Genomic DNA, 26,973 nt, shown 5'->3' with positions numbered 1-26,973 from the left:
AGAGGCGCATGAAAGCGCAGGAACTGAAATCGAAGACGCCCGACGAGCTGAAAGACCAGCTGGTTGCGCTGAAGAAAGAGGCTTTCAACCTCCGCTTCCAGCAGGCCACCGGCCAGTTGGAAGGCACCGCCCGGATGCGTTCGGTGCGCCGCGACGTGGCGCGCGTGAAGACCATCCTGAACCAGAAAGCGGCGGAAGCCGCGGCCTCGATCTAAGGAGACCGGCCCATGCCCAAACGCATCCTGCAAGGCCGCGTCACCAGCGACAAGAACGAACAAACCGTTACTGTCCTAGTCGAGCGCCGTTTTAAGCACCCCGTGCTGCACAAGATCGTTCGTTCGTCCAAGAAATACCGGGCGCATGACGCATTGAACCAGTTCAAGGTGGGCGACGAGGTTCGCATCGTTGAATGCGCCCCCATCTCGAAGACGAAACGCTGGACTGTCCTGACGGACGAAGCGGTTTCCGCGTAAGTCCATCATCACAGATCAGAAATGATCGAAACCCTGGGGCCGCAAGACGCGGTCCCCAAAGGTCGGGAGAAACCAAATGATCCAGATGCAGACCAATCTGGATGTTGCTGACAACTCCGGCGCTCGCCGGGTTCAGTGCATCAAGGTCCTGGGTGGTTCGCACCGTCGCTATGCGTCGGTGGGCGACATCATTGTCGTGTCCGTCAAGGAAGCCATCCCGCGGGGCCGGGTGAAGAAGGGCGACGTCCGCAAGGCCGTTGTCGTCCGCACCGCGAAAGAAGTGAAGCGCGAAGACGGAACCTCGATCCGTTTCGACCGCAATGCCGCCGTCATCCTGAACAACCAGGGCGAACCGGTCGGCACCCGTATCTTCGGGCCGGTCGTTCGTGAATTGCGCGCGAAGAACTTCATGAAGATCATCTCGCTTGCGCCGGAGGTGCTGTAATGGCTGCCAAGCTGAAAAAGGGCGACAAGGTCGTCGTGCTGGCCGGCAAGAACAAGGGCAAGCAGGGCGAAATCACCGCCGTCATGCCCAAGGTCAACAAGGCCATCGTTGACGGCGTGAACATCGCGATCCGCCATACCCGCCAGACCCAGACGACCCAGGGCGGCCGCATCCCGATGGCCGTGCCGATCGACTTGTCGAACCTGGCGCTGATGGATGCCAATGGCAAGGCGACCCGCGTCGGCTTCCGCATGGAAGGCGACAAGAAGGTCCGTTTCGCCAAGACCACGGGAGACGTGATCTGATGCTGGACACAAGCAAATACACGCCGCGCCTCAAGGCCGTTTACCGCGAAACGATCCGTTCCGCGATGAAGGAAGAGTTCGGCTACAAGAACGACCTGCAGATCCCGCGCCTGGACAAGATCGTCCTGAACATGGGCATCGGCGAGGCCGTGAAGGACACCAAGAAGGTCAAGCAAGGCGCCGAGGAATTGTCGCTGATCGCCGGCCAGAAGGCCGTCATCACCAAGGCGAAGACCTCGATCGCGGGCTTCCGCCTGCGCGAGGATATGCCCCTGGGTGCCAAGGTCACGCTGCGCGGCGACCGGATGTACGAATTCCTGGACCGGCTGATCAACGTGGCCCTGCCGCGCGTCCGCGACTTTCGCGGCGTGAAGGGCACCTCGTTCGACGGCCGCGGCAACTATGCCATGGGCCTCAAGGAACACATCGTGTTCCCGGAAATCAACTTCGACAAGGTCGACGAAGTTCTGGGAATGGACATCATCATCTGCACCACGGCGCCGACCGACGCCGAAGCGAAAGCGCTGTTGAAGCATTTCAACATGCCCTTCAACAGCTGATCGCGGAGGTAAGAGATATGGCAAAGAAATCCATGGTCGAGCGCGAGAAAAAGCGCGAGCGTCTGGTTGCGAAGTTCGCCACCAAGCGCGCCTCCCTCAAGGAGGTCATCAACAACCAGTCCCTCCCGATGGAAGAACGGTTCAAGGCAAGCCTCAAACTGGCCGAACTGCCGCGCAATTCGTCGGAAACGCGTCTGCACAACCGGTGCCAACTGACCGGGCGTCCGCACGCGTATTACCGCAAATTGAAACTGTCGCGGATCATGCTGCGCGAGCTTGGCTCGCAAGGTCAGATCCCCGGTCTTGTCAAGTCCAGCTGGTAAGGGGGCATTATGTCGATGAACGATCCTCTCGGCGATATGCTGACCCGCATCCGCAATGCGCAGATGCGTGGCAAATCGACCGTGCGCACCCCGGCCTCCAAGCTGCGCGCTTGGGTTCTGGACGTGCTGAAAGCCGAAGGTTACATCCGCGGCTATGACGAACTGACCACCGATGCCGGCCATAAAGAGCTGGAAATCGGTCTCAAGTACCACGACGGCACCCCGGTCATCCGGGAACTGTCGCGTGTTTCGAAGCCCGGCCGCCGCGTTTACGCGGGTGCCCGGGAAATCCCGCAGGTCCGTCAGGGTTTGGGCGTCTCCATCGTCTCGACCCCCAAGGGCGTCATGTCGGATGCAGCGGCTCGCAACGCCAATGTTGGCGGCGAAGTCCTCTGCACCGTGTTCTGAGGAGGGCGCAATGTCTCGGATTGGTAAAAAGCCGGTCGCGCTGCCCAAGGGCGTGACGGCCGAGATCAAGGGTCAGACCATCGAGGTGAAGGGTCCGAAAGGCACCCGCAGCTTCACGGCGACCGATGATGTGGATCTGGTGTTGGACGAAGGTTCCGTCGCGGTCAAGCCGCGCGGAACGTCGAAGCGCGCCCGCCAGCAGTGGGGCTTGTCCCGCTCGATGATCCAGAACCTGACCGTCGGCGTGTCGGAAGGCTTCAAGAAAGAGCTGGAAATCCAGGGTGTGGGTTACCGCGCCTCGATGCAGGGCAAGACCCTGAAACTGGCTTTGGGTTATTCGCACGACGTGAACTTCGAAACGCCGGAAGGCGTGACGATCACGGCGCCGAAGCAGACCGAAATCGTTGTGGAAGGCATCGACCAGCAGCTTGTTGGTCAGGTGGCCGCGAACATCCGCGAATGGCGCAAGCCCGAGCCCTACAAGGGCAAAGGCATCCGCTACAAGGGCGAGTTCATCTTCCGCAAGGAAGGCAAGAAGAAGTAAGGGGCGCATGAAATGGCACTGAAAAAGCAAGAGCTGTTCCAGAAGCGCCGCCTGCGCGTGCGGAACAAGTTGCGGGCGATGTCGAACGGCCGTCCGCGGCTGTCGGTTCACCGATCGTCGAAGAACATCTCGGTTCAGGTCATCGACGACCTGAACGGCGTGACCCTGGCTGCGGCCAGCACGCTGGAGAAGGACTTTGGCCTGGTCGGCAAGAACAATGTCGAGGCTGCCGCCAAGATCGGCGCCGCGATTGCCGAGCGTGCGAAAGCCGCCGGCATCGAGGAAGTCGTTTTCGACCGTGGCGGCTTCATCTTCCACGGCAAGGTGAAGGCTTTGGCCGACGCCGCCCGCGAAGGCGGCCTGAAGTTCTGATCATGCGGGCGGCGTCTTCGCCGCCCCGATGATCCGGGGGTGCCTTTTCGGGGCGCCCACCTGGATTGACATCAACGGCGCGGATCGCGCGCCAGAATGCAAGGAATGCCATATGGCAGAACGTGACAACCGCCGGGGCGGCCGCCGCGAAGAACGCGAGGAAAACCCGGAATTTCAGGATCGTCTGGTCGCGATCAACCGCGTGTCGAAAACCGTCAAGGGCGGCAAGCGCTTTGGTTTCGCAGCCCTCGTCGTCGTCGGTGACCAGCGTGGCCGTGTCGGATTCGGCAAGGGCAAGGCGAAAGAAGTGCCCGAGGCGATCCGTAAGGCGACGGAACAGGCAAAACGCGGCCTGGTTCGCGTGCCGCTGCGCGATGGCCGCACCCTGCACCATGACATCGAAGGCCGCCACGGCGCGGGCAAGGTGATCATGCGCACCGCCGTTCCGGGCACCGGCATCATCGCCGGCGGTCCGATGCGCGCCGTGTTCGAGATGCTGGGCGTCCAGGACGTCGTTGCCAAGTCGCAGGGGTCGCAAAACCCCTACAACATGATCCGCGCGACGCTGGACGGCCTGAAAAAGGAAGCCAGCCCCCGTTCGGTCGCGCAGCGTCGCGGCAAGAAGGTGGCCGACATCCTGCCGCAGGACAACAAGCCTGCCGCCGAAGCCCCCGCCGAAACCGTTGAAGCGTAAGGAGACAGGCGAATGGCAACTATCGTCGTCAAGCAGATCGGTTCGCCGATCCGTCGCCCCGCCATTCAGCGCGAAACGCTGAAAGGTCTGGGTCTGAACAAGATGAACCGCACCCGCGAACTGGAGGATACCCCCTCGATCCGCGGCATGGTCGCCAAGATCCCGCATCTGGTGACGATCATCGAAGAAAAAGCCTGATCCACAAGGATCGCTGAACGAAAACGCCCCGGAATGATCCGGGGCGGTTTTGTTTGCCATGCTTGCTCAGGCGCGGCGCGTCCGCCGCCGGAAAGCGGCAAGTCCGGCTGCGCCCGCTGCGAGCAGCAGACCCGAGGCGGGCAGGGGCACCGGGGCAGGGCTGATGTCGCCTGTCACCTCGACACTGTATCCGGCCAAACCGCCATGATCCTCGCGCAGGATTTGCAGATAGTTCAGTCCGGCGCCCAGATTGCCTAATGACAGCGTGAATTCCCCCGGCACGACGCCGCCCGGACGCAGATGGCCGCCAAGGAAGTTTCCGTTCAGCCAGACGAACAAGCCATTGTCCACGCCAAACGAGGCCATGACATTGCTCAGACCGCCCGCGCCCCCATCCAGTTCATAGATGATTGCCGTTTCGCTGTTGACCCACCAGCTTGCGGGGATGGCTACCGGCGAGGCGGACCAGCTGCCGCCCGGTGATGCCGGGGTCGTCAACCATGATCCGAGGGCAGACGCCGCCGCCGACAGGTCGGGCTCATTGCCAGCCGGGATGTCCAGCGAAGGATCGCCCTGGGAAATGTTCGCCCCCGGGAACATAAAGCTGCCTTCGAACGGATTGCTGCCGTCCAGAACCGTGCCGATGCCGTCATTATAGTAACCGGCCGTTGTGCCGTCGATCAGGGTTGCGGCTTGGCCCGCCGTGGCGAATGCAGTGCAGGCAAGCGCCGCAAGGACGTATTGCTTCATGGGAAACCTCCAGACCAGTGACGGGGCAAAGATAACACGATGCCGTTATCAGCGCGGGGAAATCGGGCTGTTCTTTTAGGCAGGTGCGCCCCGGGGGTGTGACCGGGGAAACACGCGCAAAGCACGCGTTTCAAACGGGCATCGTCACAACGCAAAGTTGTATCTAATCTGCTGTCAGGTTTTCGCCCTGGAGCGTTCCATGTCCCTTTGCCCGTGTCTTGTTCCTGTCCTGTCTGCCTGGGCCATGCTGGGGGCGCTGTCCTTTCCGGCTCAGGCCGGTCCCTGGCCCCGCGACGCGGGGCATTCCTTTATCGCCCTGACGGGAGAATACGACCGCGCAGGCAATTCCCATGATGGATTCTATGGTGAATACGGGCTTGTGCGCCGCCGGACCTTGGGACTGGAGATCAGCCATACTGACGTCGGAGAGACAAGCGCGATGGTCTGGTACCAGAAATCCCTGGATGACGGTGAGGGGCCGAACAAGTTGTCCTATTCCATGGGCTTCGGTGCCCTCCGCCGAGACGGGCAACTGACGCCGCTGAGCCAAGTGGCCCTGATGTGGGGACGGGGTTTTTCGGGTCTCTGGGACGGCGGCTGGCTGACCGCCGAGGCCCGCGTGAAAGTCGCGGGCAAGATCGAGGAGGTCACAGTCCAGGATGGGTTGACCCAGGTCCAGTATGCCTATCTAACGCCGGAAGTCGTCAGCAAGCTGGATCTGACCATCGGCATCCGCACGGCGCCGTCCTGGGCCTTGGTGAACCAGTTGCGCCTTGAATCGCGCAAGGACAGTGACTTTTCGACCAAGATCGCCAGTTCCGTCGTTTATGATCTGACCGGACCTGCGCGGCTGGAAATCGGTCTTGTTGCGCCGCTGACCGGGCCCAGTGAGCCGGCGATCAAGATCGGCACCTGGCTGGAGTTCTGATCCTATTCCCGGCAGGCATAGACCGCCCCGCCGACCGCCACTACCGAAACGGCGGCGCCCGCCACGATGGCAGGGGAGGCCGCCATTGCCGCCGCCGCCCCGCCGATGGAGGACAGGGCACCCGAGATATAGCCCTGCGATCCGCTGAGGATCACCGCCCCCGAACCGTCGGGCAGGGCGCGGGCGCCGTTGACCGCGCCGCGTGCCGCCGCCCCGGTGATGGCGACAGCGGCGTTCCGGGTCTGGTTCACCCGCTGGCAGACCGACTTCGCGGGCTTTTCGCAGCGGCCATAGGCGTCGCGGCGGCCCAGGTCGTATCCGATGATCGAATCGCTGGCCTTGTCGTGACGCAGGCAAAAGGGGCCGCGTTCCTCGTCCGTCAGGTCTGGCGTCAGGCTGCGCAGGACCACATAGCTGGGACAGGTATCGCGGCCCCAGGAGGTGAACAGGATCTCGCGCCGGCTGAAATGATCGCGCAATCCCGGCTCGTCCCGGTCATAGGCCAGCGGCACGTCCTGGGCGTCGATGCGGGCGGTGCAAAAGGTCGGCTCGGCCTGTGCGGCAAGGGGCGCGGCAAGCAGGGCGGCAAGGACAAGGGCAATGCGGGTCATGGGAAAAGGTCCAGGGGCTGATCCTGCCCTGATAAGCCGGGGAACGGCGACGGCAACTCACATCCGCTTGTCCAAGGCCGCAAGGCGGGACTTGCCGCAGGAGGGTGTTCCGTTTATATGCCCCGGGTGCGATTGCGCACCGATTCACGAAACAAGACATGCCGTGTCCGTCCCATCATCGCTTCGGGGATGCGTCCGGTTGAGGAGAAGCGACATGAAACTGCATGAAATCCGCGACAACGATGGCGCGAACCGCAAGAAAAAGCGCGTGGCGCGTGGTCCGGGTTCCGGCAAGGGCAAGACCGCAGGACGCGGGATCAAGGGCCAAAGCTCTCGGTCGGGCGTGGCGCTGAACGGGTACGAAGGCGGCCAGATGCCGCTGTATCGCCGCCTGCCCAAGCGCGGCTTCACCAAGCCGAATGCGAAATCCTTTGCGGTGGTGAACCTGGGCCAGATCCAGTCCTTCATCGACGCGGGCAAGATCGACGCCACCGCCGAGCTGACCGAGGACGCCCTGGTCGCGTCGGGTCTGGTGCGGCGCAAGCTAGACGGTATCCGTCTGCTGGCCAAGGGCGAAGTGACCGCTGCCCTGACCATTGTCGTGACCGGCGCCTCGAAATCGGCTGTGGAAGCGGTCGAGAAGGCAGGCGGCAAGGTGTCGCTGCCGGTCGTGACCGAGGCGGCGGAATAAGCTGTTGATCGGGGCGTGCGCGCCCCATAGATAGCGAACAGGTTTTCCTGGCGCCGCCGGTCCCCGGAAACGGGTCGGCGGCGCTGTCATGACACGGGACGTAAAACACATGGCGTCAGCCGCAGAACAGATGGCCGCGAACCTTTCATGGAGCGCATTCGGCAAGGCCACGGAACTTCGCCAGCGTATCTGGTTCACGATCGGCCTGCTGATCATCTATCGGCTGGGCACCTATATCCCGGTGCCGGGCATTGACGGCGCCGCGCTGCGCAACTTCATGGACCAGGCGCAATCCGGCATTGGCGGCATCCTGTCGATGTTCACCGGTGGCGCCTTGGGCCGCATGGGCGTCTTTGCGTTGGGCATCATGCCCTATATCTCTGCCTCGATCATCGTGCAGCTTTTGACGTCGATGGTTCCCTCGCTGGAACAGTTGAAGAAGGAAGGCGAGCAGGGGCGCAAGAAGATCAACCAGTACACCCGCTATGGCACCGTTGCCCTGGCGCTGTTCCAGGCCTTTGGCCTGGCGAAATCGCTGGAGGCGGGCGGTCTGGCGCATGATCCGGGCCTGTTCTTCCAGGCGTCCGTGGTGATCACCCTGGTCGGCGGCACGATGTTCCTGATGTGGCTGGGCGAACAGATCACCGCGCGCGGCATCGGCAACGGCATCTCTTTGATCATCTTCGTGGGGATCGTCGCGGAAATCCCGGCGGCGCTGGCGAACTTCTTTGCCCAAGGCCGGTCGGGCGCGATTTCCACCCCGGTGATCCTGGGCGTGATCGTAATGGTGGTGGCCGTGATCGCCTTTGTGGTGTTCATGGAGCGTGCGCTGCGGAAGATCCGCATCCAATATCCCCGGCGACAGGTCGGCATGAAGATCTATGACGGCCAGTCGTCCCACCTGCCGATCAAGGTGAACCCCGCGGGCGTCATCCCGGCGATCTTCGCGTCCTCGCTGCTTTTGCTGCCGATCACGATCTCGACCTTTTCGGGCAACCAGACCGGCCCGATCATGTCCACGATCCTGGCCTATTTCGGGCCGGGGCAGCCGCTGTACCTGCTGTTCTTTGCGGGCATGATCGTCTTCTTCGCCTATTTCTATACCCACAACGTCAGCTTCAAATCCGACGACGTGGCCGAGAACCTGAAGAACCAGGGCGGCTTCATTCCCGGCATTCGCCCCGGCAAGCGGACCGAGGAATACCTGGATTATGTCGTCAACCGCGTGCTGGTCATCGGCGCGGCCTATCTGGCGGCGGTCTGCCTCTTGCCGGAAATCCTGCGCCATCAGTGGTCGGTGCCGTTCTATTTCGGCGGCACATCGGTCCTGATCGTGGTGTCGGTGACGATGGACACCATCAACCAGGTGCAAAGCCATCTTCTTGCCCACCAGTACGAAGGGTTGATTGAGAAATCCCAGTTGCGTGGTAAACGCAAAGAAGGAAGCGCAAAGCCGCGTCGCGCACCGTCGCGCCGCTAACGGCCCAAAGGGCTGACGAGGGGGATAGACCGTTTATGACGATCAATATCATTCTGTTGGGGCCGCCCGGTGCCGGCAAGGGAACGCAAGCCCGCAAGCTGGTCGAGGATCGCGGTCTGGTCCAACTGTCCACGGGCGATATGCTGCGCGCCGCACGTTCCTCGGGGACCGAGATGGGCAAGCGCGTGGCCGACGTCATGGACCGCGGCCAACTTGTCACCGATGAGATCGTCATCGGCTTGATCCGCGAAAAGCTGTCCGAGGGGGGCAATGGCTTCATCTTCGACGGCTTCCCCCGGACGCTGGCCCAGGCCGATGCCCTGGGCAAGCTGCTGGACGAAACCGGCATGGTGCTGGATGCCGTGGTCGAGATGCAGGTCGATGACGAGGCCCTGGTCCGCCGCATCACCGGCCGATATACCTGCGGCAATTGCGGCGAGGTTTATCACGACGAGACAAAGCCGGCCGCAAGGCATGGTGTTTGCGATGTCTGCGGTTCGACCGACCTGCGGCGCCGGGCCGACGACAACGAGGACAGCCTCAAGACCCGGCTTCTGGAATATTACAAGAAGACCTCGCCCTTGATCGGTTACTACTATGCCAAGGGCAAGCTGGCGCCTGTGGACGGACTGGCGGCCATGGACGAGGTTTCAGCCCAGATTGCCGCCGTGCTGCCTGTGTCAAGCGAAATCCACGCAGCCACTTGACGTCATGGGAAACACCCTTTAACTCACGGCATCTCGCACGAGAATCACCCTTTCATGGGTGGACCATCAGCGGCCCGAAGGCATGGCTTTCGGGCCTTACGTTGTGAAAAAAGGTTCCGGTGCTACGGAACCGCAACCGATAAAGGAAAACGCGTGGCTCGTATTGCTGGCGTCAACATTCCGACCGGGAAACGTGTCCCGATCGCCCTGACCTATATCCACGGCATCGGCCCGATGTATGCCGGACAAATCTGCGAAGCCGTCGGCATCGACCAGTCGCGGCGCGTGAACGATCTGTCGGATGCCGAAGTCCTGCAAATCCGCGAATACATCGATGCGAACCTGACGGTCGAGGGCGATCTGCGCCGCGAACGCCAGATGAACATCAAGCGCATGATGGACTTGGGTTCCTACCGCGGTCTGCGTCACCGCCGCGGCCTGCCGGTCCGCGGTCAGCGCACGCATACCAATGCCCGCACCCGCAAGGGCCCGGCGAAGCCCATCGCTGGCAAGAAGAAATAAGGGGTAACGGTTATGGCACGTGATAAAACCCGCATGAAGCGCAAGGAACGCAAGAACATCGCCACCGGCGTTGCTCATGTGAATTCCAGCTTCAACAACACCAAGATCCTGATTTCCGACGTTCAGGGCAACGCGATCTCGTGGTCGTCCGCCGGCACCATGGGCTTCAAGGGTTCGCGCAAATCGACCCCCTACGCCGCCCAGATGGCCGCCGAGGACGCGGGCAAGAAAGCGCAGGAACACGGCGTCCGCACGCTGGAAGTCGAAGTGCAAGGCCCCGGTTCGGGCCGCGAATCGGCGCTGCGCGCGCTGGCTTCGGTTGGCTTCAACATCACCGCGATCCGCGACGTGACGCCGATTGCGCATAACGGCTGCCGTCCGCCGAAGCGCCGCCGCGTCTGATCTTCGGACCACACACAACCCGGACTGCGCGTCGCTCGCGCGGTTCGGTCTTTCCGTTTTCAACCTCGGGCGTTTCCGACCACGGACATGGGACGGAAACAAGAATGGAGGCAAACGCATGATCCACAAGAATTGGGCCGAGCTGATCAAGCCGACTCAGCTGGTCGTCAAGCAAGGCGCGGATGCCACCCGCACCGCCACGCTGGTCGCCGAACCGCTGGAGCGCGGCTTTGGCCTGACGCTGGGCAACGCGCTGCGTCGCGTGCTGCTGTCGTCGCTGCAAGGCGGGGCCATCACCTCGGTCCAGATCGACAACGTGCTGCATGAATTCAGCAGCGTCGCCGGCGTCCGCGAGGACGTGACGGACATCGTCCTGAACCTCAAGGGCGTCACGCTGAAGATGGATGTCGAAGGGCCGAAGCGCCTGACCCTGTCCGCAAAGGGTCCGGGCGAGGTCAAGGCCAGCGCCATCCAGGAGACTGCCGGGATCACGGTTCTGAACCGCGACCACGTCATCTGCCACCTGGACGACGGCGCCGACCTGAACATGGAACTGACCGTGCAGACGGGCAAGGGCTATGTCGCGGCCGACAAGAACCGGCCCGAGGATGCGCCCATCGGGCTGATCCCGATCGACGCGATCTTCTCGCCCGTCAAGCGCGTCAGCTATGAAGTCACGCCGACCCGCGAAGGTCAGGTGCTGGACTATGATAAGCTGACCATGAAGATCGAAACCGACGGTTCGCTGACCCCGGAAGACGCCGTGGCCTATGCCGCGCGCATCGTCCAGGACCAGTTGTCGGTTTTCGTGAACTTCGACGAGCCGGAATCGGCCAACCGCCAGGATGCGGAAGATGGCCTGGAATTCGACCCGCGCCTTCTGAAGAAGGTGGACGAACTGGAACTGTCTGTCCGTTCGGCCAACTGCCTGAAGAACGACAACATCGTCTATATCGGCGATCTGATCCAGAAAACCGAAGCCGAGATGCTGCGCACCCCGAACTTTGGCCGCAAGTCCCTGAACGAGATCAAGGAAGTGCTGTCGGGCATGGGCCTGCACCTGGGCATGGACGTTGTCGATTGGCCGCCAGAGAACATCGAGGACCTGGCCAAGCGGTTCGACGACCAGTTCTGAAAGATACCGTAGGGTGCGTGCTTGCACGCACCTTGCGACATATGGGCTTCCTGCCCCAAGGAGAGCGGCCCGCACGCATGGGCTGCCGGACAAAGCAAAAGACGTAAACGGAGAATCATCATGCGTCACGCCCGTGGCTATCGCCGCCTCAACCGCACCCACGAACACCGCAAGGCGCTGTTCGCCAACATGGCCGGCTCGCTGATCGAGCACGAGCAGATCAAGACGACCCTGCCCAAGGCCAAGGAACTGCGCCCGATCATCGAAAAGCTGATCACGCTGGCCAAGCGCGGCGATCTGCACGCCCGCCGTCAGGCTGCGTCGCAACTGAAGCAGGATCAGTATGTCGCCAAGCTGTTCGAGGTGCTGGGCGCGCGCTACAAGGACCGCCAAGGCGGCTATGTCCGTGTCCTGAAGGCCGGTTTCCGGTATGGCGACATGGCGCCGATGGCGATCATCGAATTCGTTGACCGCGATCCTTCTGCCAAGGGTGCGGCCGACCGTGCCCGTGTCGAGGCCGAGGCTGCCGACGCCGAATAAGGCATCGTTCATCGAGCGATGGAATCAGACGCCTCGCAGCCATCCGGGTTGCGGGGCGTTTTTCATGACGTTGCGGCAAAATTGACCGGATTTCGTCGGATCGATCATCCGCAAAAGCGCACGGGCGGCGTCCTGTCGCTCATCCCCTGTCAGGGGCATCGCCAGCAACTGCTGGCGAAGTTCGTCGGGCAGCGCGGAAATGTCGCTGGATGGCCGCATAGGCGGGTTCTCCTATCCCATTAAGGATATGGCAACTATTATCGGTCACTACTACTTTGTACGTTGACGCCTTCAAACACAATTTGTCTAAAAAGTCATGTCATCACGCGCCGATATCAATGCTGGCCTGCACAAACTGGGGAAGCTGGCCCCGGCGGGTTATTTTGTCGGGCTGCATATTCGGTTTGCCGCCCCTCTGATGCAGTTCCAGACCTATCCCCAGGAATGGTCGGACTTTTATTCCCAGAATGGCTATGCGCTGCGCGATCCGACGATTGCCTGGGGCTTTTCGACAACGGGGGCCTGCCGCTGGTCCAGCCTGCCGATCCCGGATCCGTTCAGCATTCTCAAGGACGCGGCGAACCATGGCCTGACCTTCGGGCTGACGGTTTCCTATGGTCCCATCAATTCACGCACCATCGCCAGCTTTGCCCGCGATGACCGCGAATTCACGGATGCCGAGATCGCCGAGATCTCGACCACGGTACGTCGGCTCCACGATTCGACGGAGCCGCCGGCGAGCCTGACCAAGGCTCAGAAAGAAGCCCTTCGTTGCGTCGCGGAGGGTGATCGTCATGCGGCAGCGGCAGCCAAACTTGGCATTACCGAAAGCGCGTTCAAGGCAAGGCTGATCTCGGTCCGCGAAAGACTGAAGGCACGCACAACCGCCGAGGCGCTGCAAAGGGCCAAGGAATACCGCCTGCTATAAGGCGTTCGCCCAGGGGATCCGGGACGCGAGGAGGGGCTGTCCTTACACCCCAGGAGAATGACAATGCAGACGACCACGCTTTCCTTTTCGAATCTCCACAACCATGGCGAGTTGTTCGCCAAGCTGTTTCGCGCCCGCAAGCAGAGCTTCATCATCCAGAAGAACTGGGATCTGCCCGAAGCCGAGGACATGGAATTCGACCAGTACGACACGCCGCAAAGCCGCTGGATCGCCGTCCATGACAAGGGCGAGGTTCTTGCCGGCTTCCGCCTGACGCCCACCACCGCACGCTGCGGGATCTACAGCTATATGATCCGCGATGCGCAAAAGGGCATCCTGGGTGGGTCGATCCCGCAGGATCTGCTGGACGCCGAGGCACCGGTGGACGACCAGGTCTGGGAATGCTCGCGCGTGTTCGTCAGCCACGACATTCCGCAGATGTACCGCCGCAAGGTCCACTTCAAGATGGTCGAGGCGATGACCGGATCGGCCCGCGAACTGGGCGCCACGCGGTTGATCGCGCTGACGGGCGCCAGCTGGCCCCGGTGGTATGGCCGTTGCGGCCTTGATGCCGAGGCGATCGGCCGCGTCATGTGGATCGACGACGCCAACTTCCAGTGCGTCGCCATCAATCTGGCGCCGAAGATGCATTGACGGCGGGGCTGTTCGCAGCGGCCCGGCCGTCCTACATTGGCTGCATCATGCCAGACCTGTTCGACGCCAGCACCTTTTCCGATCCACCGCCCACCCCGGCGGTGCGACCCCTGGCTGACCGCATCCGCCCCGTGCGCATGGGCGATGTGATCGGCCAGGACAAGGTGCTTGGCCCGGACGGGCCGCTGGGATCGATGCTGGCCTCGAAAAGCTTGTCCTCGCTGATCCTCTGGGGGCCGCCGGGCGTCGGAAAGACGACCATCGCGCGGCTTCTGGCGGATGAAACCGACCTAGCATTCGTGCAGATCAGCGCCATCTTTTCCGGCGTGCCGGAACTGCGCAAGGTGTTCGACACGGCCAGGCTGCGCCGCCAGCAGGGTCGCGGGACGCTGTTGTTCGTGGACGAAATCCACCGCTTCAACAAGGCGCAGCAGGATAGTTTCCTGCCCTATATGGAGGACGGGACGATCCTTCTAGTCGGTGCGACGACCGAGAATCCCTCCTTTGAACTGAACGCCGCCCTGATGTCGCGGGCGGTGGTGATCGTGCTGGAACGCCTGTCCCTGCGCGACCTGGAACTGCTGGCGCAGCGGGCAGAACGCGAGCTGGGCCGCAAGCTGCCCTTGACGGCCGAGGCACGGGAATCGCTGCTGGAGATGTCTGATGGCGACGGGCGCGCCGCCCTCAACCTGATCGAGCAGGTGGCGGCCTGGAAGACCGACAAGCCGATGGACCAGCCTGCCATGGCCCAGCGGCTGATGCGGCGTGCCGCGAAATACGACAAGTCGGGGGACGAGCATTTCAACCTCATCTCTGCCCTGCATAAATCGGTGCGCGGGTCCGACCCCGATGCGGCCCTGTACTGGCTGGGCCGGATGCTGGAAGGGGGCGAGGATCCCCGTTACCTCGCCCGCCGCATCACCCGCATGGCGGTCGAGGATATCGGCCTGGCCGATCCGGCGGCGCAGCGCCATTGCCTGGACGCCTGGGCGCTTTATGAACGCCTGGGCAGTCCCGAGGGCGAGTTGGCCTTGGCGCAGGCGGTGATCTATCTCGCGCTCGCGCCGAAATCGAACGCCGGATACGCGGCCTACAAGGCTGCGCGGGCCGAGGCAAAGCGAACCGGCAGCCTGATGCCGCCCGCCCATATCCTGAACGCGCCCACCAAGATGATGAAGGACCAGGGTTACGGCGCGGGCTATGCCTATGACCACGACGCCGAGGACGGGTTTTCGGGCCAGAACTATTTCCCTGACGGCATGAAGCGCCCGGTGCTGTATGTCCCAGTCGAGCGCGGCTTTGAGCGGGAACTGAAAAAGCGGCTGGACTGGTTCGTGTCGCAGCGGTTGAAGCGCGGCGGTTGACTTTGCGCAACAGTCGGAACAGGACCACCCCATGATGAATCCATATCTTCAGGTCGCCGTTGGCGGTGCCATCGGATCGGTGGCGCGCCTTGGCATATATCGTGCAATCCCCGCGCAGGGGCTTCCGTGGGCGACATTCGCCGTCAATGTCGCCGGCAGCCTTGTCATGGGCCTGTTGTCGGCCCTGCTGGCGCAGCGCGGCGGGGCCTGGGCGCCCTTGCTGCTGACCGGCATCCTGGGCGGCTTCACCACCTTTTCGGCATTTTCGCTGGACGCGGTGACCCTGTGGGAACGGGGGCAGGGCGCGCTTGCGGCAACCTATGTCGCGGGATCGGTTCTGTTGTCGCTGCTGGCGGTCCTTGCCGGCATGGCCATGGGCCGGGGGATCTTCGCATGAGCGGCGTTCAGACCATCAGCGTGGGCGGGGACGAGGGCGAACAGCGCCTCGACCGCTGGCTGAAGAAGAAGTTTCCGCAGTTGGGCCAGGTCGCCATCGAAAAGCTGTGCCGCACCGGCCAGATCCGCGTCGATGGGGGACGGGTAAAGCCGGCCACCCGGATCGAGACCGGACAAGAGGTTCGCATCCCGCCCTTGCCAGACGCAGCCCCAATGCCCGCCCGCGCCAAGGACCGGCCTCTAGGTCCGCGCGTGTCCGACAGCGACCAGCAGATGATCCAGGCGGCGGTCCTGTGGAAGGACGAACACATCATCGCGCTGAACAAGCCGCCGGGCCTTCCGTCCCAGGGCGGCAGCGGCCAGGGTGACCGTCATGTGGACGGGCTGACCACAGCGCTGATGTTCGGATACAAGGACCGGCCCAAGCTGGTGCATCGGCTGGACAAGGATACGTCCGGCGTGCTGCTGCTGGCGCGCACCGACCGCGTCGCCCGCGCCCTGTCCGAGGCGTTCCGGTCCCGCACCACGCGCAAGATATACTGGGCCGTTGTCGCGGGCGTTCCCCATCCGCGCATGGGAACGGTGCGATATGGGCTGGTCAAGGCGCCGGGCCATGGCCGCGGGGGCGAGGGCGAAAAGATGATCGCCGTCCATCCCCGCGACATCGACGCGACCGAGGGCGCCAAGCGCGCCACGACCGATTATGCCGTGCTGGACGCGCTTGGCACGCGGGCCAGCTGGTGCGCGCTTGTGCCGATCACCGGGCGGACCCATCAGTTGCGCGCGCATATGGCGGAACTGGGCCACCCCATCGTGGGGGATGGAAAATACGGCGGTTCGGGGCAGGAGAACCTGGGCGACGGCTGGGGCGCGCAACTGGGCGGGGAAATCAGCAAGAAGCTGCATCTTCATGCCCGCAGCCTGACATTCGACCATCCCATCACCAAAAAGCGCGTCACCCTGACCGCGCCCTTGCCCGACCACATGGCGCGCACCTGGAAAACGCTGGGCTGGCACGAAAACGACGTGCCCGATGATCCCTTCGCGGATAACGAATAGGGCAATCGGCATGAGCGAATGGAAAGCGCGGCGGTTCTGGAAGGCGGCGTCGGTCCGGCCGGTCGGGCAGGGATTCGAGGTTGCCTTGGATGATCGCCCCCTGCGCACCCCCGGCAAGCTGCCGCTGCTGCTGCCGGTCGAGGCCCTGGCCTGGGCCGTGGCGCAGGAATGGGACGCGCAGGCCGATGTGATCGATCCCAACACCATGCCGCTGACCCGGGCTGCGAATTCCGCCATCGAAAAGGTCACGCCCCAATTTGCCGGTGTTGCGGCCATGCTGGCCGAATATGGCGGCACCGACCTGTTGTCCTATCGCGCCGACCAGCCCGCGGAACTGGCGCGCCGCCAGGCCGAGGCCTGGGATCCTTTAATCGACTGGGCGGCCACGGATCTGCGCGCGCCGTTGCGCATCACCCATGGCGTGATCCCCATCGCGCAGGATCCGCAGGCGTTGGCGCGGTTGCATGGCTATGTCGCAGGGTTGGACAGCTTCGGCCTGACCGCCTTGCACGATCTTGTGACGCTGCCCGGATCGCTGGTCCTGGGGCTGGCGGTCGTCCGCAGCCGGATCGACGCGGCCGAAGCGTTCCGCATCTCTCGCATCGACGAGGATTTCCAGGCGGAACAATGGGGCCAGGACGACGAGGCACGGGAGGCCGCCGAAAGCCGCAAGGCCGCGATGCTGATTGCAGAACGGCTTTGGCATCTGTCACGCCTCAGTTGAATATGCCCTCCGACAGGGCGTCACGCTTGACGCATCGGGAAGGATCAGGCACTATGTTGCCTATGGGACGCCTCTTGAGCGGGCTTCCACGAAAAAAGCCCGGCCGCCAAGGTTCGGGCGCTGCCCCTGCCCGGCAGGGACAGCAACCAACAAAGGGGTAGAAATGAAGATTTCGGTATTTCTGGGTTCTGTCGCCGCCGCCACGCTGATGGCCGGGGTGGGCATGGCCGACACGCTGGCCGATGTGAAGGCGCGCGGTGAACTGAACTGCGGCGTGAACACCGGACTTGTCGGCTTTGCCGCGCCGGACGCGAACGGAAACTGGACAGGCTTTGATGTCGATATCTGCAAGGCCGTCGCGGCTGCCGTGCTGGGCGATGCGACCAAGGTGAAATACGTCCCCACGACCGGCCAGACGCGGTTCACCGCCCTGTCCTCGGGCGAGGTAGACCTGCTGGCCCGGAACTCGACCTGGACATTCTCGCGCGATACCGACCTGAAGCTGGATTTCGTCGGGGTCAATTACTATGACGGCCAGGGCTTCATGGTCCGCAAGGATCTGGGCGTGACCTCGGCCAAGGAACTGGAAGGCGCAACTGTCTGCATCCAGACCGGGACCACCACGGAACTGAACCTGGCCGATTACTTCAAGGCCAACAACATGACCTATTCGCCCGTCAACATCGACAGCAATGCCGAGGGCGAGCAGCAGTACATGGCCGGGGCCTGCGATGCCTACACGACCGATGCGTCGGGCCTTGCTGCTACCCGCGCGGCCTTCGCCGACCCCGAAAACCACATCATCCTTCCCGAAATCATTTCAAAGGAACCCTTGGGGCCTGCGGTGCGCCATGGCGACAGCAACTGGGGCGACATTGTCCGTTGGACCCTTTACGCGCTGATCGCGGCCGAGGAATACGGCATCACCTCGGCCAATGTCGAGGAACTGACCAGCTCCTCGCAGAACCCCGAGGTCCAGCGCCTTCTGGGCGTGACCGATGACCTGGGTGCGATGATCGGCCTGGACAAGGAATGGGCCAAGCGCGCCATCATGGCCAGCGGCAACTATGGCGAAATCTTCGCGGCCAACATCGGCGAGCAAACTCCGATCGGCCTGGCCCGCGGCCTGAACGCCCAGTGGACGCAGGGCGGCCTGATGTATGCGATGCCCTTCCGCTGAGCCATGACCAAGACCGAAGGGGGCGCAGATGCGCCCCCTTCACATAAGCAAAAGACCGGTTGCGACAAACGCTGCCACCAAAGGCATCACCGGCTACAGGGGTAAGATCGAATGACCGACATCTCAGTGCCGGCGACTCCGCCGTTCCGGCCCAGTATGCTGATCTATGATCGGCGCTATCGGTCGATGACCTTCCAGGTGATCGTGTTCATTCTGGTGATGGCCTTGGCCTGGTGGCTGGTCAACAACACGATCCGCAACCTTGCGGCCCTGGGAAAGGATTTCAACTTCGGCTTCCTGTGGCAGCGCGCGGGTTACGACATCCCGCAAACGCCGATCCCCTATACCTCGGACGACACGCATCTGCGCGCGGCCTTTGTCGGCCTGCTGAACACGCTGATCGTGTCGATCCTGGGCTGCATCGCCGCCACCTTTCTGGGCATCGTCGCGGGCGTGGCGCGGTTGTCGAACAACTGGCTGATCGCACGGTTGATGACCGTCTATGTCGAGGCGTTCCGCAACGTGCCCCTGCTGCTGTGGATCCTGATCGTCTTTGCGATCTTTACCGAGGTGATGCCGCCGCCCAACGCCTTTCGCGGCGACGATCCGGCCGCCGGCATGATCCTGTTCGACCATGTGGCGCTGACCAACCGCTATACCGCCATTCCGACGCTGGGAATGACCAACGATCCGGGCAGCCTGGATCTGGGCGCGCGGATCACCTTTAGCTGGGCGACCATTGCCTTTGTGGTGGCGCTGGTCGGGGGCTGGATCGTCCGGCGCATGATCGGCGCCTGGGCGCAGCAGGTCCAGGACCGGACCGGCAGCCGTCCCACGACCTGGTGGATAAGCCTGGCCGTCATGACGGTGCCGTCCCTGCTGCTGATCTGGTATTTCGGCCTGCACATGATCCCCCCGGAACTGCGCGGCTTCAACTTCACGGGCGGCCTGAACGTCGCCAACGGCCTTGTCGCATTGTGGCTGGCCCTGACGCTCTATACCGGGGCCTTTATCGCGGAAATCGTCCGCGCCGGGATCCTGGCCGTCAGCCGGGGCCAATCCGAGGCCGCCTTTGCCCTGGGCCTGCGCCCGGGCCGGACCATGAACCTGGTGATCCTGCCCCAGGCGCTGCGGGTGATCATCCCGCCGCTGATCTCGCAATACCTGAACCTGATGAAGAACAGTTCGCTGGCCATCGCCGTGGGCTATATGGACATCAAGGGCACGCTGGGCGGCACCACGCTGAACCAGACGGGACGAGAGCTGGAGGCCATCGTGCTGATGATGGGGGTCTATCTGACGCTCAGCCTGATCATCTCGTCGGGGATGAACCTGTTCAATGCACGCGTCAAGCTGAAGGAACGGTGAGATGAGCGATACCCACGCCCAAACCGTCCCCTTTGTCCGCGACACCATGCTGCCCCCCGCCGAACCCCCGATCCGAGAGGCAGGGGCGGTTCGCTGGCTGCGGATGAACCTGTTTTCGGGTCCGGTCAACACGGTCCTGACGATCCTGGGCATCCTGATCGTCTGGTTCCTGTTCAGCCATTTCTGGGATTGGTTCGCCCATTCCGTCTGGAACGCGGGCAGCCTGTCGGAATGCCGCCAGATCATCGCCGAAACTTGGGGCGAGGGCGCGCGCGGCGCCTGCTGGGCGGTGATCCGCGAACGCTGGAACCAGTATGTCTATGGCTTTTATCCGCCCGAACTCTATTGGCGCCCGACCATGACCTTTGGCCTGCTGTTCCTGGCCTTGGCGCCGGTGCTGTTTTCGGAAGCGCCGGGGATCCGCCGCATCGTGCTGGGCGTGGCTACGGTGGTTACGCTGTGGCTGATGATCACGCTTGGGGCGCCCGCCGCATGGCTGGTCTTTGCCGCCGTCATGCTGGTCGGCGGCTTGGCGATTTCGGAACGGAATGTGACCTGGCTGCTGGTCTTCTCGATCCTTTATCCGCTGATGGGGGTCTGGTTCCTGTGGGGCGGGTCGGCCTGGGGACCGATCATGGTTCTGGTCGGTCCGATCCTGGGCTGGATCGCCTGGCGGGTGTTGAACCCCTTTTCCGGCATCGCCGCCGTTGTCGCGGCCCTGGTCATTCCCCTGATCTGGTGGACCGGCTATGCCGGAGAGGCCGCGCGCGATGCCCAGGGGATCCTGTCCTTCGCCATTCCCGCCGTTGCCTCCGACCGGTTCGGTGGTTTCCTGCTGTCGATCACCATCGGGGTGGCGGGCATTGCCATGTCGCTGCCCTTGGGCATCGTTCTGGCCTTGGCGCGGCGGTCGGACATGTTCCTGGTGAAATCGCTTGCGGTGATCTTCATCGAATTCATCCGGGGCGTGCCGCTGATCGCGCTGCTGTTCGTGGCCTCCCTGCTGCTGAACTATTTCCTGCCGCCCGGCACGAATTTCGACATCATCCTGCGCGTGATCATCATGGTGACGCTGTTCGCCGCCGCCTACATGGCCGAGGTGATCCGGGGCGGTCTGGCAGCCCTGCCTAAGGGACAATACGAGGCCGCCGATGCCCTGGGCCTGGATTACTGGAAGGCACAGCGGCTGATCGTGCTGCCGCAGGCGCTGAAGATTTCCATCCCCGGCATCGTCTCCACCTTTATCGGAATGTTCAAGGACACCACGCTGGTGACCTTCGTGGGTCTTTACGATCCGCTGAAATCCATGTCCGACGCGGTGCGCGCCAGCACCTCGTGGAAGGGCATCTATTGGGAGCCGTATATCTTTGTCGGCTGCATCTTCTTTCTGATCTGCTTCGGCATGTCGCGCTATTCGATGTATCTCGAACGCCGTCTGGCCCGCGACCACAGGTAAGGACACCGCCATGAGCGACCACACCACCCGGCCCATCGACCGCAGCCATATGCAGATCAGCGACGAAGTCGCGATCGACATCCGCAACATGAACAAATGGTATGGGTCGTTCCATGTGCTGCGCGACATCGACCTGACCGTCCACCGGGGCGAACGGATCGTCATCGCCGGGCCGTCGGGGTCGGGCAAATCGACCCTGATCCGCTGCATCAACCGGCTGGAGGAACATCAGTCCGGTCATATCGTCGTGGACGGGATCGAACTGACCAACGACATCAAGAACATCGACAAGGTGCGGTCCGAGGTCGGGATGGTGTTCCAGCACTTCAACCTGTTCCCGCATCTGACGGTGCTGGAGAATTGCACCCTGGCGCCGATCTGGGTGCGCAAGGTGCCCCGCCGCCAGGCCGAGGAAACGGCCATGCGCTTTCTGGAGAAGGTCAAGATCCCGGAACAGGCGCATAAATACCCGGGCCAGTTGTCGGGCGGCCAACAACAGCGCGTGGCCATCGCACGGTCGCTGTGCATGCAGCCCAAGATCATGCTGTTCGACGAACCGACATCCGCCCTCGACCCCGAGATGATCAAGGAAGTTCTGGACACGATGATCGCGCTGGCCGAGGAGGGGATGACGATGATCTGCGTCACGCATGAGATGGGCTTTGCCCAGGCGGTCGCCAACCGGGTGATCTTCATGGACCAGGGCCAGATCGTCGAACAGAACGAGCCTTACGAGTTCTTCAACAATCCCAAGTCGGAACGGACCAAGCTGTTCCTGTCACAGATCCTGGGACACTGACGGCAGCCCGGGGGACTTCACGTCCCCCGGACCCCCTGTGGGATATTCAAGCCAAAGTGGAAGGGTTCAGTTGCGTCCGTCGAGGCGCACGAAATCCATGACGCTGCCCTGGCCAGGCTCGACCTGGGACCAGCTGTCCACCTGGAAATCCACGACCAGGGTCGCGCCGGTGGGATAACGGCGGAAATCGGGATCCAGCGGCAGGCGCGCGGGCAGCAGTGCCGCCAATTCGGAAATGCCGGGGTTGTGGCCCAGCATCATCACCGTTGGATGCATCGCGGTCTTCAGGATCGACAGCATTTTTTCGGGGCCAGCCTGGTAAAGCCCGGCCTCGATCCGCAGCAGGGGGCGAACCTCCAGGGGGGCGCTGGCGATGGTGGCCCAGGTTTCCTGGGTACGGGCCGCAGACGAACACAAAACTTCCTCGGGTTCATAGCCGCGCGACGCCATCCAGTCGCCAAGCGCGAGCGCGGACCGGCGGCCTCGGTCGTTCAGCGGGCGGTCATGATCGGCCAGGTTCGGATCATCCCAGGCCGATTTGGCGTGGCGCGTCAGGATCAGCCGTCGATGTCCAAGCGGTGTCATATGCGATCTGTCCCTGTTTCTTGCCAAGCTGAGCGCAGCCTGCCATTACCCCGCGCGTTCGGCAAGGCGTGGTCTTTACAGGGACGCTTCGCCCTGGCGCAGCCCGCGCGGACGGGTGGAAGGCGGCGTGGACCGGATCAGGCTGCCCGCCCCATGTTCGGTGAACAGTTCCAGAAGGCTGGCGTTCGGCACCCGTCCATCCAGGATCACCACGGCGCGCACGCCTTCCTCCAATGCCTTCAGGGCGGTTTCGGTCTTGGGGATCATGCCGCCCGCAATGGTGCCGTCCGCGATCATCTGGCGCACCTGGTCGGGGTGGATCTGGGTCAGAACCTCGCCATTGGCATCCTTGACGCCTGCCACGTCGGTCAGCAGCAGCAGCCGGTCAGCGCGCAGGGCACCCGCGATCGCGCCCGCCGCGGTGTCGCCGTTGACATTGAAGGTTTCGTTGTCGGCCATGCCGGTGGCGACGGGGGCGATGACAGGGATCAGGCCCGCCTTGTAAAGGTCGCGGATGATCTGGACATTCATCTCGATCGGGCGTCCGACAAAGCCCAGTTCGGGATCGTCCACCTCGCAGACCATCAGGTCGTCGTCCTTGCCGCTGATGCCGACCGCGCGGCCGCCCGCGTCGTTGATGGCCTGGACGATGCGTTTGTTGACAAGGCCCGACAGGACCATCTCCACCACTTCCACCGTTTCCTTGGTGGTGACGCGCTTGCCGCGCACGAAGGTGCTTTCAATGCCCAGCCGGGCCAGCAATTCATTGATCATCGGGCCGCCGCCGTGGCAGACGACCGGGTTCATGCCGACCTGCTTCATCAATACGATGTCGCGGGCGAATTCGGCCATGGCGTCGTCGTCGCCCATGGCATTGCCGCCGAACTTCACGACGACGACAGCGCCGGAATAGCGTTGCAGATAGGGCAGGGCCTCGGACAGGGTTCTGGCGGTGGCGGTCCAGTCGCGGTTCATGTTCTGCTTTCTCATCCTTGGCCCCTGTGTGACGGGCGGACCCTAGGACGCATCAGCGGATCAGTCCAGACCGGCTATGATCGCGCGCAGGGTCGTGATGCCCTGGCCCTTGTCGGATGAGGTGACGACGATCTGGGGGAAGGCGGCAGGATGTTTCTGCAACTCTGCCTCGACCTGGTCGATCACCGGCTGGAGGGCGTTCGGCCCCAGCTTATCGATCTTGGTCAGGACCGCCTGGAAAGGAACGGCGGACCGGTCCAGCAGGGTCATGATCTCGTGGTCCACGGGCTTTACGCCGTGGCGCGAATCGATCAGGCAGAAGGCGCGGCGCAATGTCGGGCGTCCGGCGAGGTAGTTCTTCAGCAGCGCCTGCCATTTGGCGACAACCGCCACCGGCGCTTTGGCAAAGCCATAACCGGGCAAGTCCACCAGATAGCTGTGTTCACCCAAGGTGAAATAGTTGATTTCCTGCGTGCGGCCCGGCGTGTTGGACGCCCGCGCAATGCCCTTGCGGCCGGTCAGGGCGTTGATCAGGCTGGACTTGCCCACGTTGCTGCGGCCGGCAAAGCAGACCTCGGGGCGGTCGGCAGGGGGCAGGCCGTCCATGGCGACCACGCCCTTGAGGAAATCTACCGGGCCGGCGAACAGCAGGCGCGCGGCCTCGGCGCTGTCGGCATCGGGTTCGGGGGCGACGGGAAAGGCGACCTTCATGCCGTCACCTCGTCACCCAGGGCAATGGTGCCGCCGGTCACGACCTCGGCGAAGATGCCGAAATCGGTATGGCCGTGAAGTTGTTCCAGCGTGGCCAGCATGTCGATGTCGCGTTCTCCGGTGTCCGTATCGGCGCTGGTGGCCTCGCAGCGACCGATCTGGGCCGTCACGCGCAGTTCCACATCGCCGATGCTGATGATGTGGCCGATCAGATCGCGCTCGGTCCAGGGGTGCCAGCCATCCACCCACAGGTTGCCGCGCCAGCGGTGGATGCCCAGGGTCTGTTCCGTGCGTGCTTCCAGGTCTGCAAGGCTTGCCAGCGACAGGATGGAGATCCAGGGCCATTTCTGGTCGGTCCAGATGGCCGCACCCCGCACCAGCCGGGTGGGGGCGGGGGCATTCGCGGGCCACAGCGGGCGCAGCCATTCAACCAGGCGATCACCTTCGGTTTCCGGGTTGATGGTCAGGTCGGCCTGCGAAGGCTGGCGCAGGACCAGGGCGTCACCATTCCACCCCCCGCTGATCGCCTGCACCTGCGGCGAGGACACGCCGCGCAGGAAGCAGGACTTTGGCAGCCAGCGGTCAGGCTCGCCTGCCGTCTGGCTGGCCTGAGCGTTGCGTTCACCCGCATCCGTCAGCACAGCCCATTCACGGTCGCCGGGCAGGCGGCGCGCCGCAGACAGGGCGACGCGGTCCAGCCCTTCTCCGCCGACCGACTTGATCGGATGGCGGCGGATATGGGCCAGGGTCGCGGTCACTTGCTGTCCTTCTTGGGCCGCGACGGGATCGCCGCCTTGATGTTGCCGAACAGGTCGGGCCGGTGGCCGTGCATGGACATGATCGTGTACTGTTGCACACAGGTGATCAGGTTGTTGGTGATCCAGTAAAGCACCAGGCCCGAGGCGAAACCGCCCAGCATGAACATGAAGATCCAGGGCATCCAGGCAAAGATCATCTTCTGCGCCGGATCCGCGGGGGCCGGGTTCAGCCGTTGCTGGATCCACATGCTGATCCCCAGGACGATGGCAAGCGCGGGCAGCGATAGCGAGTGCAGAAGCGTGCCCTGGGCGGGGGGCGCAAAGGGCAGCAGCCCGAACAGGTTCAGCAGCGACGAGGGATCGGGCGCGGCCAAGTCCTGAATCCAGCCGATCCAGGGGGCGTGGCGCAGTTCGATGGTGACGAAGATCACCTTGTAGAGCGCGAAGAAGATCGGGATTTGCAGCAGCACCGGCAGGCAGCCGGCAGCGGGGTTCACCTTCTCGCGCTTGTAAAGCTCCATCATCTCTTTCTGGAACTTCATGCGGTCGTCGCCGGTGCGTTCCTTCAAGGCCTCCATCTGGGGCTGCAATTCCTTCATCTTCGCCATCGAGATGTAGGATTTGCGCGCCAGCGGAAAGACCAGCGTCTTCAGGATGAAGGTCAGGGCGATGATGGACCAGCCCATGTTGCCGATCATGCCGTGCAGCCAGTGCAGCAGGCGGAAGATGGGCTTGGTCAGGAAATAGAACCAGCCCCAGTCGATCGAGTCGACAAAGCCCTGGATACCCGGGGTTTCCTGATAGGCGTTGATGGTTTCCCAGACCTTGGCGCCCGCGAAAAGATAGCTGTCGGCGGAAACCTGGGTTCCCGGCGCGACCGTCTGCATCGGATAACGGGCTTCGGTCTGATAGATGTCCGCGCCCTGGGCGTATTTCACGACCGAGGTGAAGGCCTGGCCCGGCGCGGGGGCCAGCGTGGTCATCCAGTACTTGTCGGTAAAGCCGATCCAGCCGTTGCTGTTGACCTGCGTCACTTCGGCGCGACCCTCGCGTTCCACGGGGTCCAGTTCGGCGATATTGTCGTATTTCAGTTCGGTCAGCGTGCCGTCGGACATCCCCACCGCGCCTTCGTGCAGCACGAAGAAGTTCTGTGTGTCGGGATGGCCGTGGCGGGCGATGATGCCATAGGGCGCGGCGGTGAAGGCCGCGTCACCGATGTTCTGCAGGGCGTGGCTGACGGTGAACAGATAGTCTTCATCGACCGCGAAGGTGCGACGGAAAATCTGGCCTGCGCCATTGTCCCAGGCCAGCGTGACAGGTTGACCGGGGGCCAGCGTGTCGCCCGATTCAACGGTCCAGATGGTCGAGGGGCCGGGCACAAGCGCCGGATCGACGCCCGGACCCGGGGTCCAGCCATAAACGGCGTAATAGGGTTTCGCGGCGCCGGTCTGGATGGCATCCGTGGCCGTTGCGGATGACGGCGACAGCAGGCGGACGTTGGGCGAATTGTCGTCCAGCGTTTCGCGGTATTTCACCAGCAGCAGATCGTCGATCCGGCCACCGGCCAGAGAGATCGAGCCGGACAGCGACGGCGTCTGGATCTCGACCCGTCCAGCCTGCGGCGCGGCGTCGGCAGGCGCGCCCAGGTCGGCGGGCAGGGTGCTGCTTTCGGGGTTGGCCAGCGGCACGTCCTGGGTCTGGCTTTCCACCGCGACCGGCTGTTCCATGGACGCGGGCGGTTCGGGCGCAAAGACCGTGTACCAAACCAGGATCACCAGGAACGACAGGACCGTCGCCAGGATCAGATTGCGGTTATTGTCTTCCATGCGCTTTCCAGCCTTCTCGCGTCCGTCGCGCCGCTTCAACAGAAGGGGCGGTTAACAGTCAAGCGGATTTGGCCGGGCGGCCCTGCATCCGCGGCGTCCGAT

Annotated in this window: 37 protein-coding genes; 29 read left to right on the top strand and 8 right to left on the bottom strand. The window is 63.2% G+C overall.

All coding sequences use genetic code 11. From position 1 onward, the window contains the following. Window positions 1–8: 8 nt before the first annotated feature. The 11 genes from rpmC (at window position 9) to rpmD (ending at window position 4,322) form a co-directional block, all read left to right on the top strand. Window positions 9–215: a 50S ribosomal protein L29 gene (gene rpmC / locus LZ585_RS12320; protein WP_234853840.1), complete on the top strand. Its 207-nt coding sequence runs from the start codon at window positions 9–11 to the stop codon at window positions 213–215. Window positions 216–227: 12 nt separating this feature from the next. Beyond that, window positions 228–473 carry a 30S ribosomal protein S17 gene (gene rpsQ, locus LZ585_RS12315; RefSeq protein ID WP_234853839.1) on the top strand — a complete coding sequence of 82 codons (246 nt, stop codon included), beginning with the start codon at window positions 228–230 and terminating at the stop codon, window positions 471–473. Window positions 474–549: 76 nt separating this feature from the next. Continuing rightward, complete coding sequence (rplN, locus tag LZ585_RS12310; RefSeq protein ID WP_010400243.1) at window positions 550–918, top strand: 50S ribosomal protein L14; 369 nt, start codon at window positions 550–552, stop codon at window positions 916–918. Further along, the gene (gene rplX, locus LZ585_RS12305; protein ID WP_234853838.1) at window positions 918–1,223 is read left to right on the top strand and encodes a 50S ribosomal protein L24; all 306 of its coding nucleotides are present in this window, start codon (window positions 918–920) and stop codon (window positions 1,221–1,223) included. Before rplN ends, rplX begins: the two co-directional genes overlap by 1 nt. Further along, a complete protein-coding gene (gene rplE / locus LZ585_RS12300) occupies window positions 1,223–1,783 on the top strand; it encodes a 50S ribosomal protein L5 (protein WP_234853837.1) in 561 nt (186 codons plus the stop codon). Before rplX ends, rplE begins: the two co-directional genes overlap by 1 nt. A gap of 17 nt (window positions 1,784–1,800) precedes the next feature. Then, the gene (rpsN, locus tag LZ585_RS12295; RefSeq protein ID WP_234853836.1) at window positions 1,801–2,106 is read left to right on the top strand and encodes a 30S ribosomal protein S14; all 306 of its coding nucleotides are present in this window, start codon (window positions 1,801–1,803) and stop codon (window positions 2,104–2,106) included. A 9-nt stretch (window positions 2,107–2,115) separates the two neighbouring features. Next, the gene (gene rpsH, locus LZ585_RS12290; protein WP_234853835.1) at window positions 2,116–2,514 is read left to right on the top strand and encodes a 30S ribosomal protein S8; all 399 of its coding nucleotides are present in this window, start codon (window positions 2,116–2,118) and stop codon (window positions 2,512–2,514) included. A 10-nt stretch (window positions 2,515–2,524) separates the two neighbouring features. Next, window positions 2,525–3,058, top strand: a complete 534-nt coding sequence (rplF, locus tag LZ585_RS12285; RefSeq protein WP_234855828.1) for a 50S ribosomal protein L6 — start codon at window positions 2,525–2,527, stop codon at window positions 3,056–3,058. Between the two features lie 12 nt (window positions 3,059–3,070). Continuing rightward, entirely contained in the window at window positions 3,071–3,430 is a 360-nt protein-coding gene (gene rplR / locus LZ585_RS12280; protein ID WP_234853834.1) for a 50S ribosomal protein L18, read from the top strand. A 112-nt stretch (window positions 3,431–3,542) separates the two neighbouring features. Continuing rightward, window positions 3,543–4,124, top strand: a complete 582-nt coding sequence (rpsE, locus tag LZ585_RS12275; protein WP_234853833.1) for a 30S ribosomal protein S5 — start codon at window positions 3,543–3,545, stop codon at window positions 4,122–4,124. A gap of 12 nt (window positions 4,125–4,136) precedes the next feature. Further along, complete coding sequence (rpmD, locus tag LZ585_RS12270) at window positions 4,137–4,322, top strand: 50S ribosomal protein L30 (protein ID WP_103173018.1); 186 nt, start codon at window positions 4,137–4,139, stop codon at window positions 4,320–4,322. A gap of 66 nt (window positions 4,323–4,388) precedes the next feature. Here rpmD and LZ585_RS12265 read toward each other — a convergent pair whose 3' ends face one another. Then, complete coding sequence (locus LZ585_RS12265) at window positions 4,389–5,072, bottom strand: VPLPA-CTERM sorting domain-containing protein (protein WP_234853832.1); 684 nt, start codon at window positions 5,070–5,072, stop codon at window positions 4,389–4,391. Between the two features lie 199 nt (window positions 5,073–5,271). Here LZ585_RS12265 and LZ585_RS12260 point away from each other — a divergent pair, with 199 nt between their 5' ends. Next, window positions 5,272–6,000: a hypothetical protein gene (locus tag LZ585_RS12260; protein WP_234853831.1), complete on the top strand. Its 729-nt coding sequence runs from the start codon at window positions 5,272–5,274 to the stop codon at window positions 5,998–6,000. A gap of 2 nt (window positions 6,001–6,002) precedes the next feature. Here the strand turns inward: LZ585_RS12260 and LZ585_RS12255 are convergent, their stop codons facing one another. Beyond that, entirely contained in the window at window positions 6,003–6,611 is a 609-nt protein-coding gene (locus tag LZ585_RS12255; protein ID WP_234853830.1) for a hypothetical protein, read from the bottom strand. Between the two features lie 214 nt (window positions 6,612–6,825). Here LZ585_RS12255 and rplO point away from each other — a divergent pair, with 214 nt between their 5' ends. The 7 genes from rplO (at window position 6,826) to rplQ (ending at window position 12,088) form a co-directional block, all read left to right on the top strand. Continuing rightward, the gene (rplO, locus tag LZ585_RS12250) at window positions 6,826–7,302 is read left to right on the top strand and encodes a 50S ribosomal protein L15 (protein ID WP_234853829.1); all 477 of its coding nucleotides are present in this window, start codon (window positions 6,826–6,828) and stop codon (window positions 7,300–7,302) included. Window positions 7,303–7,411: 109 nt separating this feature from the next. Continuing rightward, window positions 7,412–8,782, top strand: coding sequence for a preprotein translocase subunit SecY (gene secY / locus LZ585_RS12245; protein WP_234853828.1), 1,371 nt, complete (start codon window positions 7,412–7,414; stop codon window positions 8,780–8,782). Between the two features lie 35 nt (window positions 8,783–8,817). Next, a complete protein-coding gene (locus tag LZ585_RS12240; RefSeq protein WP_234853827.1) occupies window positions 8,818–9,489 on the top strand; it encodes an adenylate kinase in 672 nt (223 codons plus the stop codon). 153 nt (window positions 9,490–9,642) lie between these two features. Next, window positions 9,643–10,011 carry a 30S ribosomal protein S13 gene (rpsM, locus tag LZ585_RS12235; protein ID WP_234853826.1) on the top strand — a complete coding sequence of 123 codons (369 nt, stop codon included), beginning with the start codon at window positions 9,643–9,645 and terminating at the stop codon, window positions 10,009–10,011. A gap of 12 nt (window positions 10,012–10,023) precedes the next feature. After that, window positions 10,024–10,413, top strand: a complete 390-nt coding sequence (rpsK, locus tag LZ585_RS12230; protein ID WP_234853825.1) for a 30S ribosomal protein S11 — start codon at window positions 10,024–10,026, stop codon at window positions 10,411–10,413. A 118-nt stretch (window positions 10,414–10,531) separates the two neighbouring features. Further along, window positions 10,532–11,548 (top strand): DNA-directed RNA polymerase subunit alpha, encoded by a 1,017-nt coding sequence (locus LZ585_RS12225; RefSeq protein WP_234853824.1) that lies wholly within the window; start codon window positions 10,532–10,534, stop codon window positions 11,546–11,548. Window positions 11,549–11,668: 120 nt separating this feature from the next. Beyond that, a complete protein-coding gene (gene rplQ, locus LZ585_RS12220; RefSeq protein ID WP_234853823.1) occupies window positions 11,669–12,088 on the top strand; it encodes a 50S ribosomal protein L17 in 420 nt (139 codons plus the stop codon). A gap of 24 nt (window positions 12,089–12,112) precedes the next feature. On the opposite strand, the gene LZ585_RS12215 is transcribed toward rplQ, so the two are convergent. Then, on the bottom strand, window positions 12,113–12,307 hold the full coding sequence (locus tag LZ585_RS12215) for a hypothetical protein (RefSeq protein WP_234853822.1): 195 nt from the start codon (window positions 12,305–12,307) through the stop codon (window positions 12,113–12,115). A 97-nt stretch (window positions 12,308–12,404) separates the two neighbouring features. Here LZ585_RS12215 and LZ585_RS12210 point away from each other — a divergent pair, with 97 nt between their 5' ends. From LZ585_RS12210 to LZ585_RS12165, 10 genes are all read left to right on the top strand, one after another. Continuing rightward, entirely contained in the window at window positions 12,405–13,016 is a 612-nt protein-coding gene (locus tag LZ585_RS12210; protein WP_234853821.1) for a helix-turn-helix transcriptional regulator, read from the top strand. Between the two features lie 63 nt (window positions 13,017–13,079). Beyond that, window positions 13,080–13,670, top strand: a complete 591-nt coding sequence (locus LZ585_RS12205; protein ID WP_234853820.1) for an acyl-homoserine-lactone synthase — start codon at window positions 13,080–13,082, stop codon at window positions 13,668–13,670. A 47-nt stretch (window positions 13,671–13,717) separates the two neighbouring features. Beyond that, entirely contained in the window at window positions 13,718–15,034 is a 1,317-nt protein-coding gene (locus tag LZ585_RS12200; protein WP_234853819.1) for a replication-associated recombination protein A, read from the top strand. Window positions 15,035–15,065: 31 nt separating this feature from the next. Further along, window positions 15,066–15,431, top strand: coding sequence for a fluoride efflux transporter FluC (locus LZ585_RS12195; RefSeq protein WP_234853818.1), 366 nt, complete (start codon window positions 15,066–15,068; stop codon window positions 15,429–15,431). Further along, window positions 15,428–16,489 carry an RluA family pseudouridine synthase gene (locus LZ585_RS12190; protein WP_234853817.1) on the top strand — a complete coding sequence of 354 codons (1,062 nt, stop codon included), beginning with the start codon at window positions 15,428–15,430 and terminating at the stop codon, window positions 16,487–16,489. Before LZ585_RS12195 ends, LZ585_RS12190 begins: the two co-directional genes overlap by 4 nt. Before the next feature lie 10 nt (window positions 16,490–16,499). Next, entirely contained in the window at window positions 16,500–17,213 is a 714-nt protein-coding gene (locus LZ585_RS12185; protein WP_234853816.1) for an ATP12 family chaperone protein, read from the top strand. A 163-nt stretch (window positions 17,214–17,376) separates the two neighbouring features. Then, window positions 17,377–18,393: an amino acid ABC transporter substrate-binding protein gene (locus tag LZ585_RS12180; protein ID WP_234853815.1), complete on the top strand. Its 1,017-nt coding sequence runs from the start codon at window positions 17,377–17,379 to the stop codon at window positions 18,391–18,393. Window positions 18,394–18,504: 111 nt separating this feature from the next. Beyond that, window positions 18,505–19,761 (top strand): amino acid ABC transporter permease, encoded by a 1,257-nt coding sequence (locus tag LZ585_RS12175; RefSeq protein WP_234853814.1) that lies wholly within the window; start codon window positions 18,505–18,507, stop codon window positions 19,759–19,761. 1 nt (window position 19,762) lies between these two features. Further along, window positions 19,763–21,217: an amino acid ABC transporter permease gene (locus tag LZ585_RS12170; protein WP_234853813.1), complete on the top strand. Its 1,455-nt coding sequence runs from the start codon at window positions 19,763–19,765 to the stop codon at window positions 21,215–21,217. A gap of 10 nt (window positions 21,218–21,227) precedes the next feature. Then, window positions 21,228–22,016: an amino acid ABC transporter ATP-binding protein gene (locus LZ585_RS12165; RefSeq protein ID WP_315857603.1), complete on the top strand. Its 789-nt coding sequence runs from the start codon at window positions 21,228–21,230 to the stop codon at window positions 22,014–22,016. A gap of 66 nt (window positions 22,017–22,082) precedes the next feature. Here LZ585_RS12165 and LZ585_RS12160 read toward each other — a convergent pair whose 3' ends face one another. The 5 genes from LZ585_RS12160 to yidC all read right to left on the bottom strand — a co-directional run bounded on the left by LZ585_RS12160 (window position 22,083) and on the right by yidC (window position 26,871). Beyond that, on the bottom strand, window positions 22,083–22,601 hold the full coding sequence (locus LZ585_RS12160) for a SixA phosphatase family protein (RefSeq protein ID WP_234853812.1): 519 nt from the start codon (window positions 22,599–22,601) through the stop codon (window positions 22,083–22,085). A 75-nt stretch (window positions 22,602–22,676) separates the two neighbouring features. Then, a complete protein-coding gene (gene argB, locus LZ585_RS12155; protein WP_234855826.1) occupies window positions 22,677–23,576 on the bottom strand; it encodes an acetylglutamate kinase in 900 nt (299 codons plus the stop codon). 60 nt (window positions 23,577–23,636) lie between these two features. After that, complete coding sequence (yihA, locus tag LZ585_RS12150; RefSeq protein ID WP_234853811.1) at window positions 23,637–24,287, bottom strand: ribosome biogenesis GTP-binding protein YihA/YsxC; 651 nt, start codon at window positions 24,285–24,287, stop codon at window positions 23,637–23,639. Beyond that, on the bottom strand, window positions 24,284–25,045 hold the full coding sequence (locus LZ585_RS12145; RefSeq protein ID WP_234853810.1) for an MOSC domain-containing protein: 762 nt from the start codon (window positions 25,043–25,045) through the stop codon (window positions 24,284–24,286). The genes yihA and LZ585_RS12145 overlap by 4 nt, the downstream gene beginning before the upstream one ends. Beyond that, entirely contained in the window at window positions 25,042–26,871 is a 1,830-nt protein-coding gene (yidC, locus tag LZ585_RS12140) for a membrane protein insertase YidC (protein WP_234853809.1), read from the bottom strand. The genes LZ585_RS12145 and yidC overlap by 4 nt, the downstream gene beginning before the upstream one ends. Window positions 26,872–26,973 lie beyond the last annotated feature (102 nt).

Origin of the sequence: Paracoccus everestensis (assembly GCF_021491915.1) — a bacterium.
Classification (GTDB): domain Bacteria; phylum Pseudomonadota; class Alphaproteobacteria; order Rhodobacterales; family Rhodobacteraceae; genus Paracoccus; species Paracoccus everestensis.
Note: the sequence above shows the minus strand (reverse complement) of the source record. Positions and strands in the feature narration are given on the sequence as shown.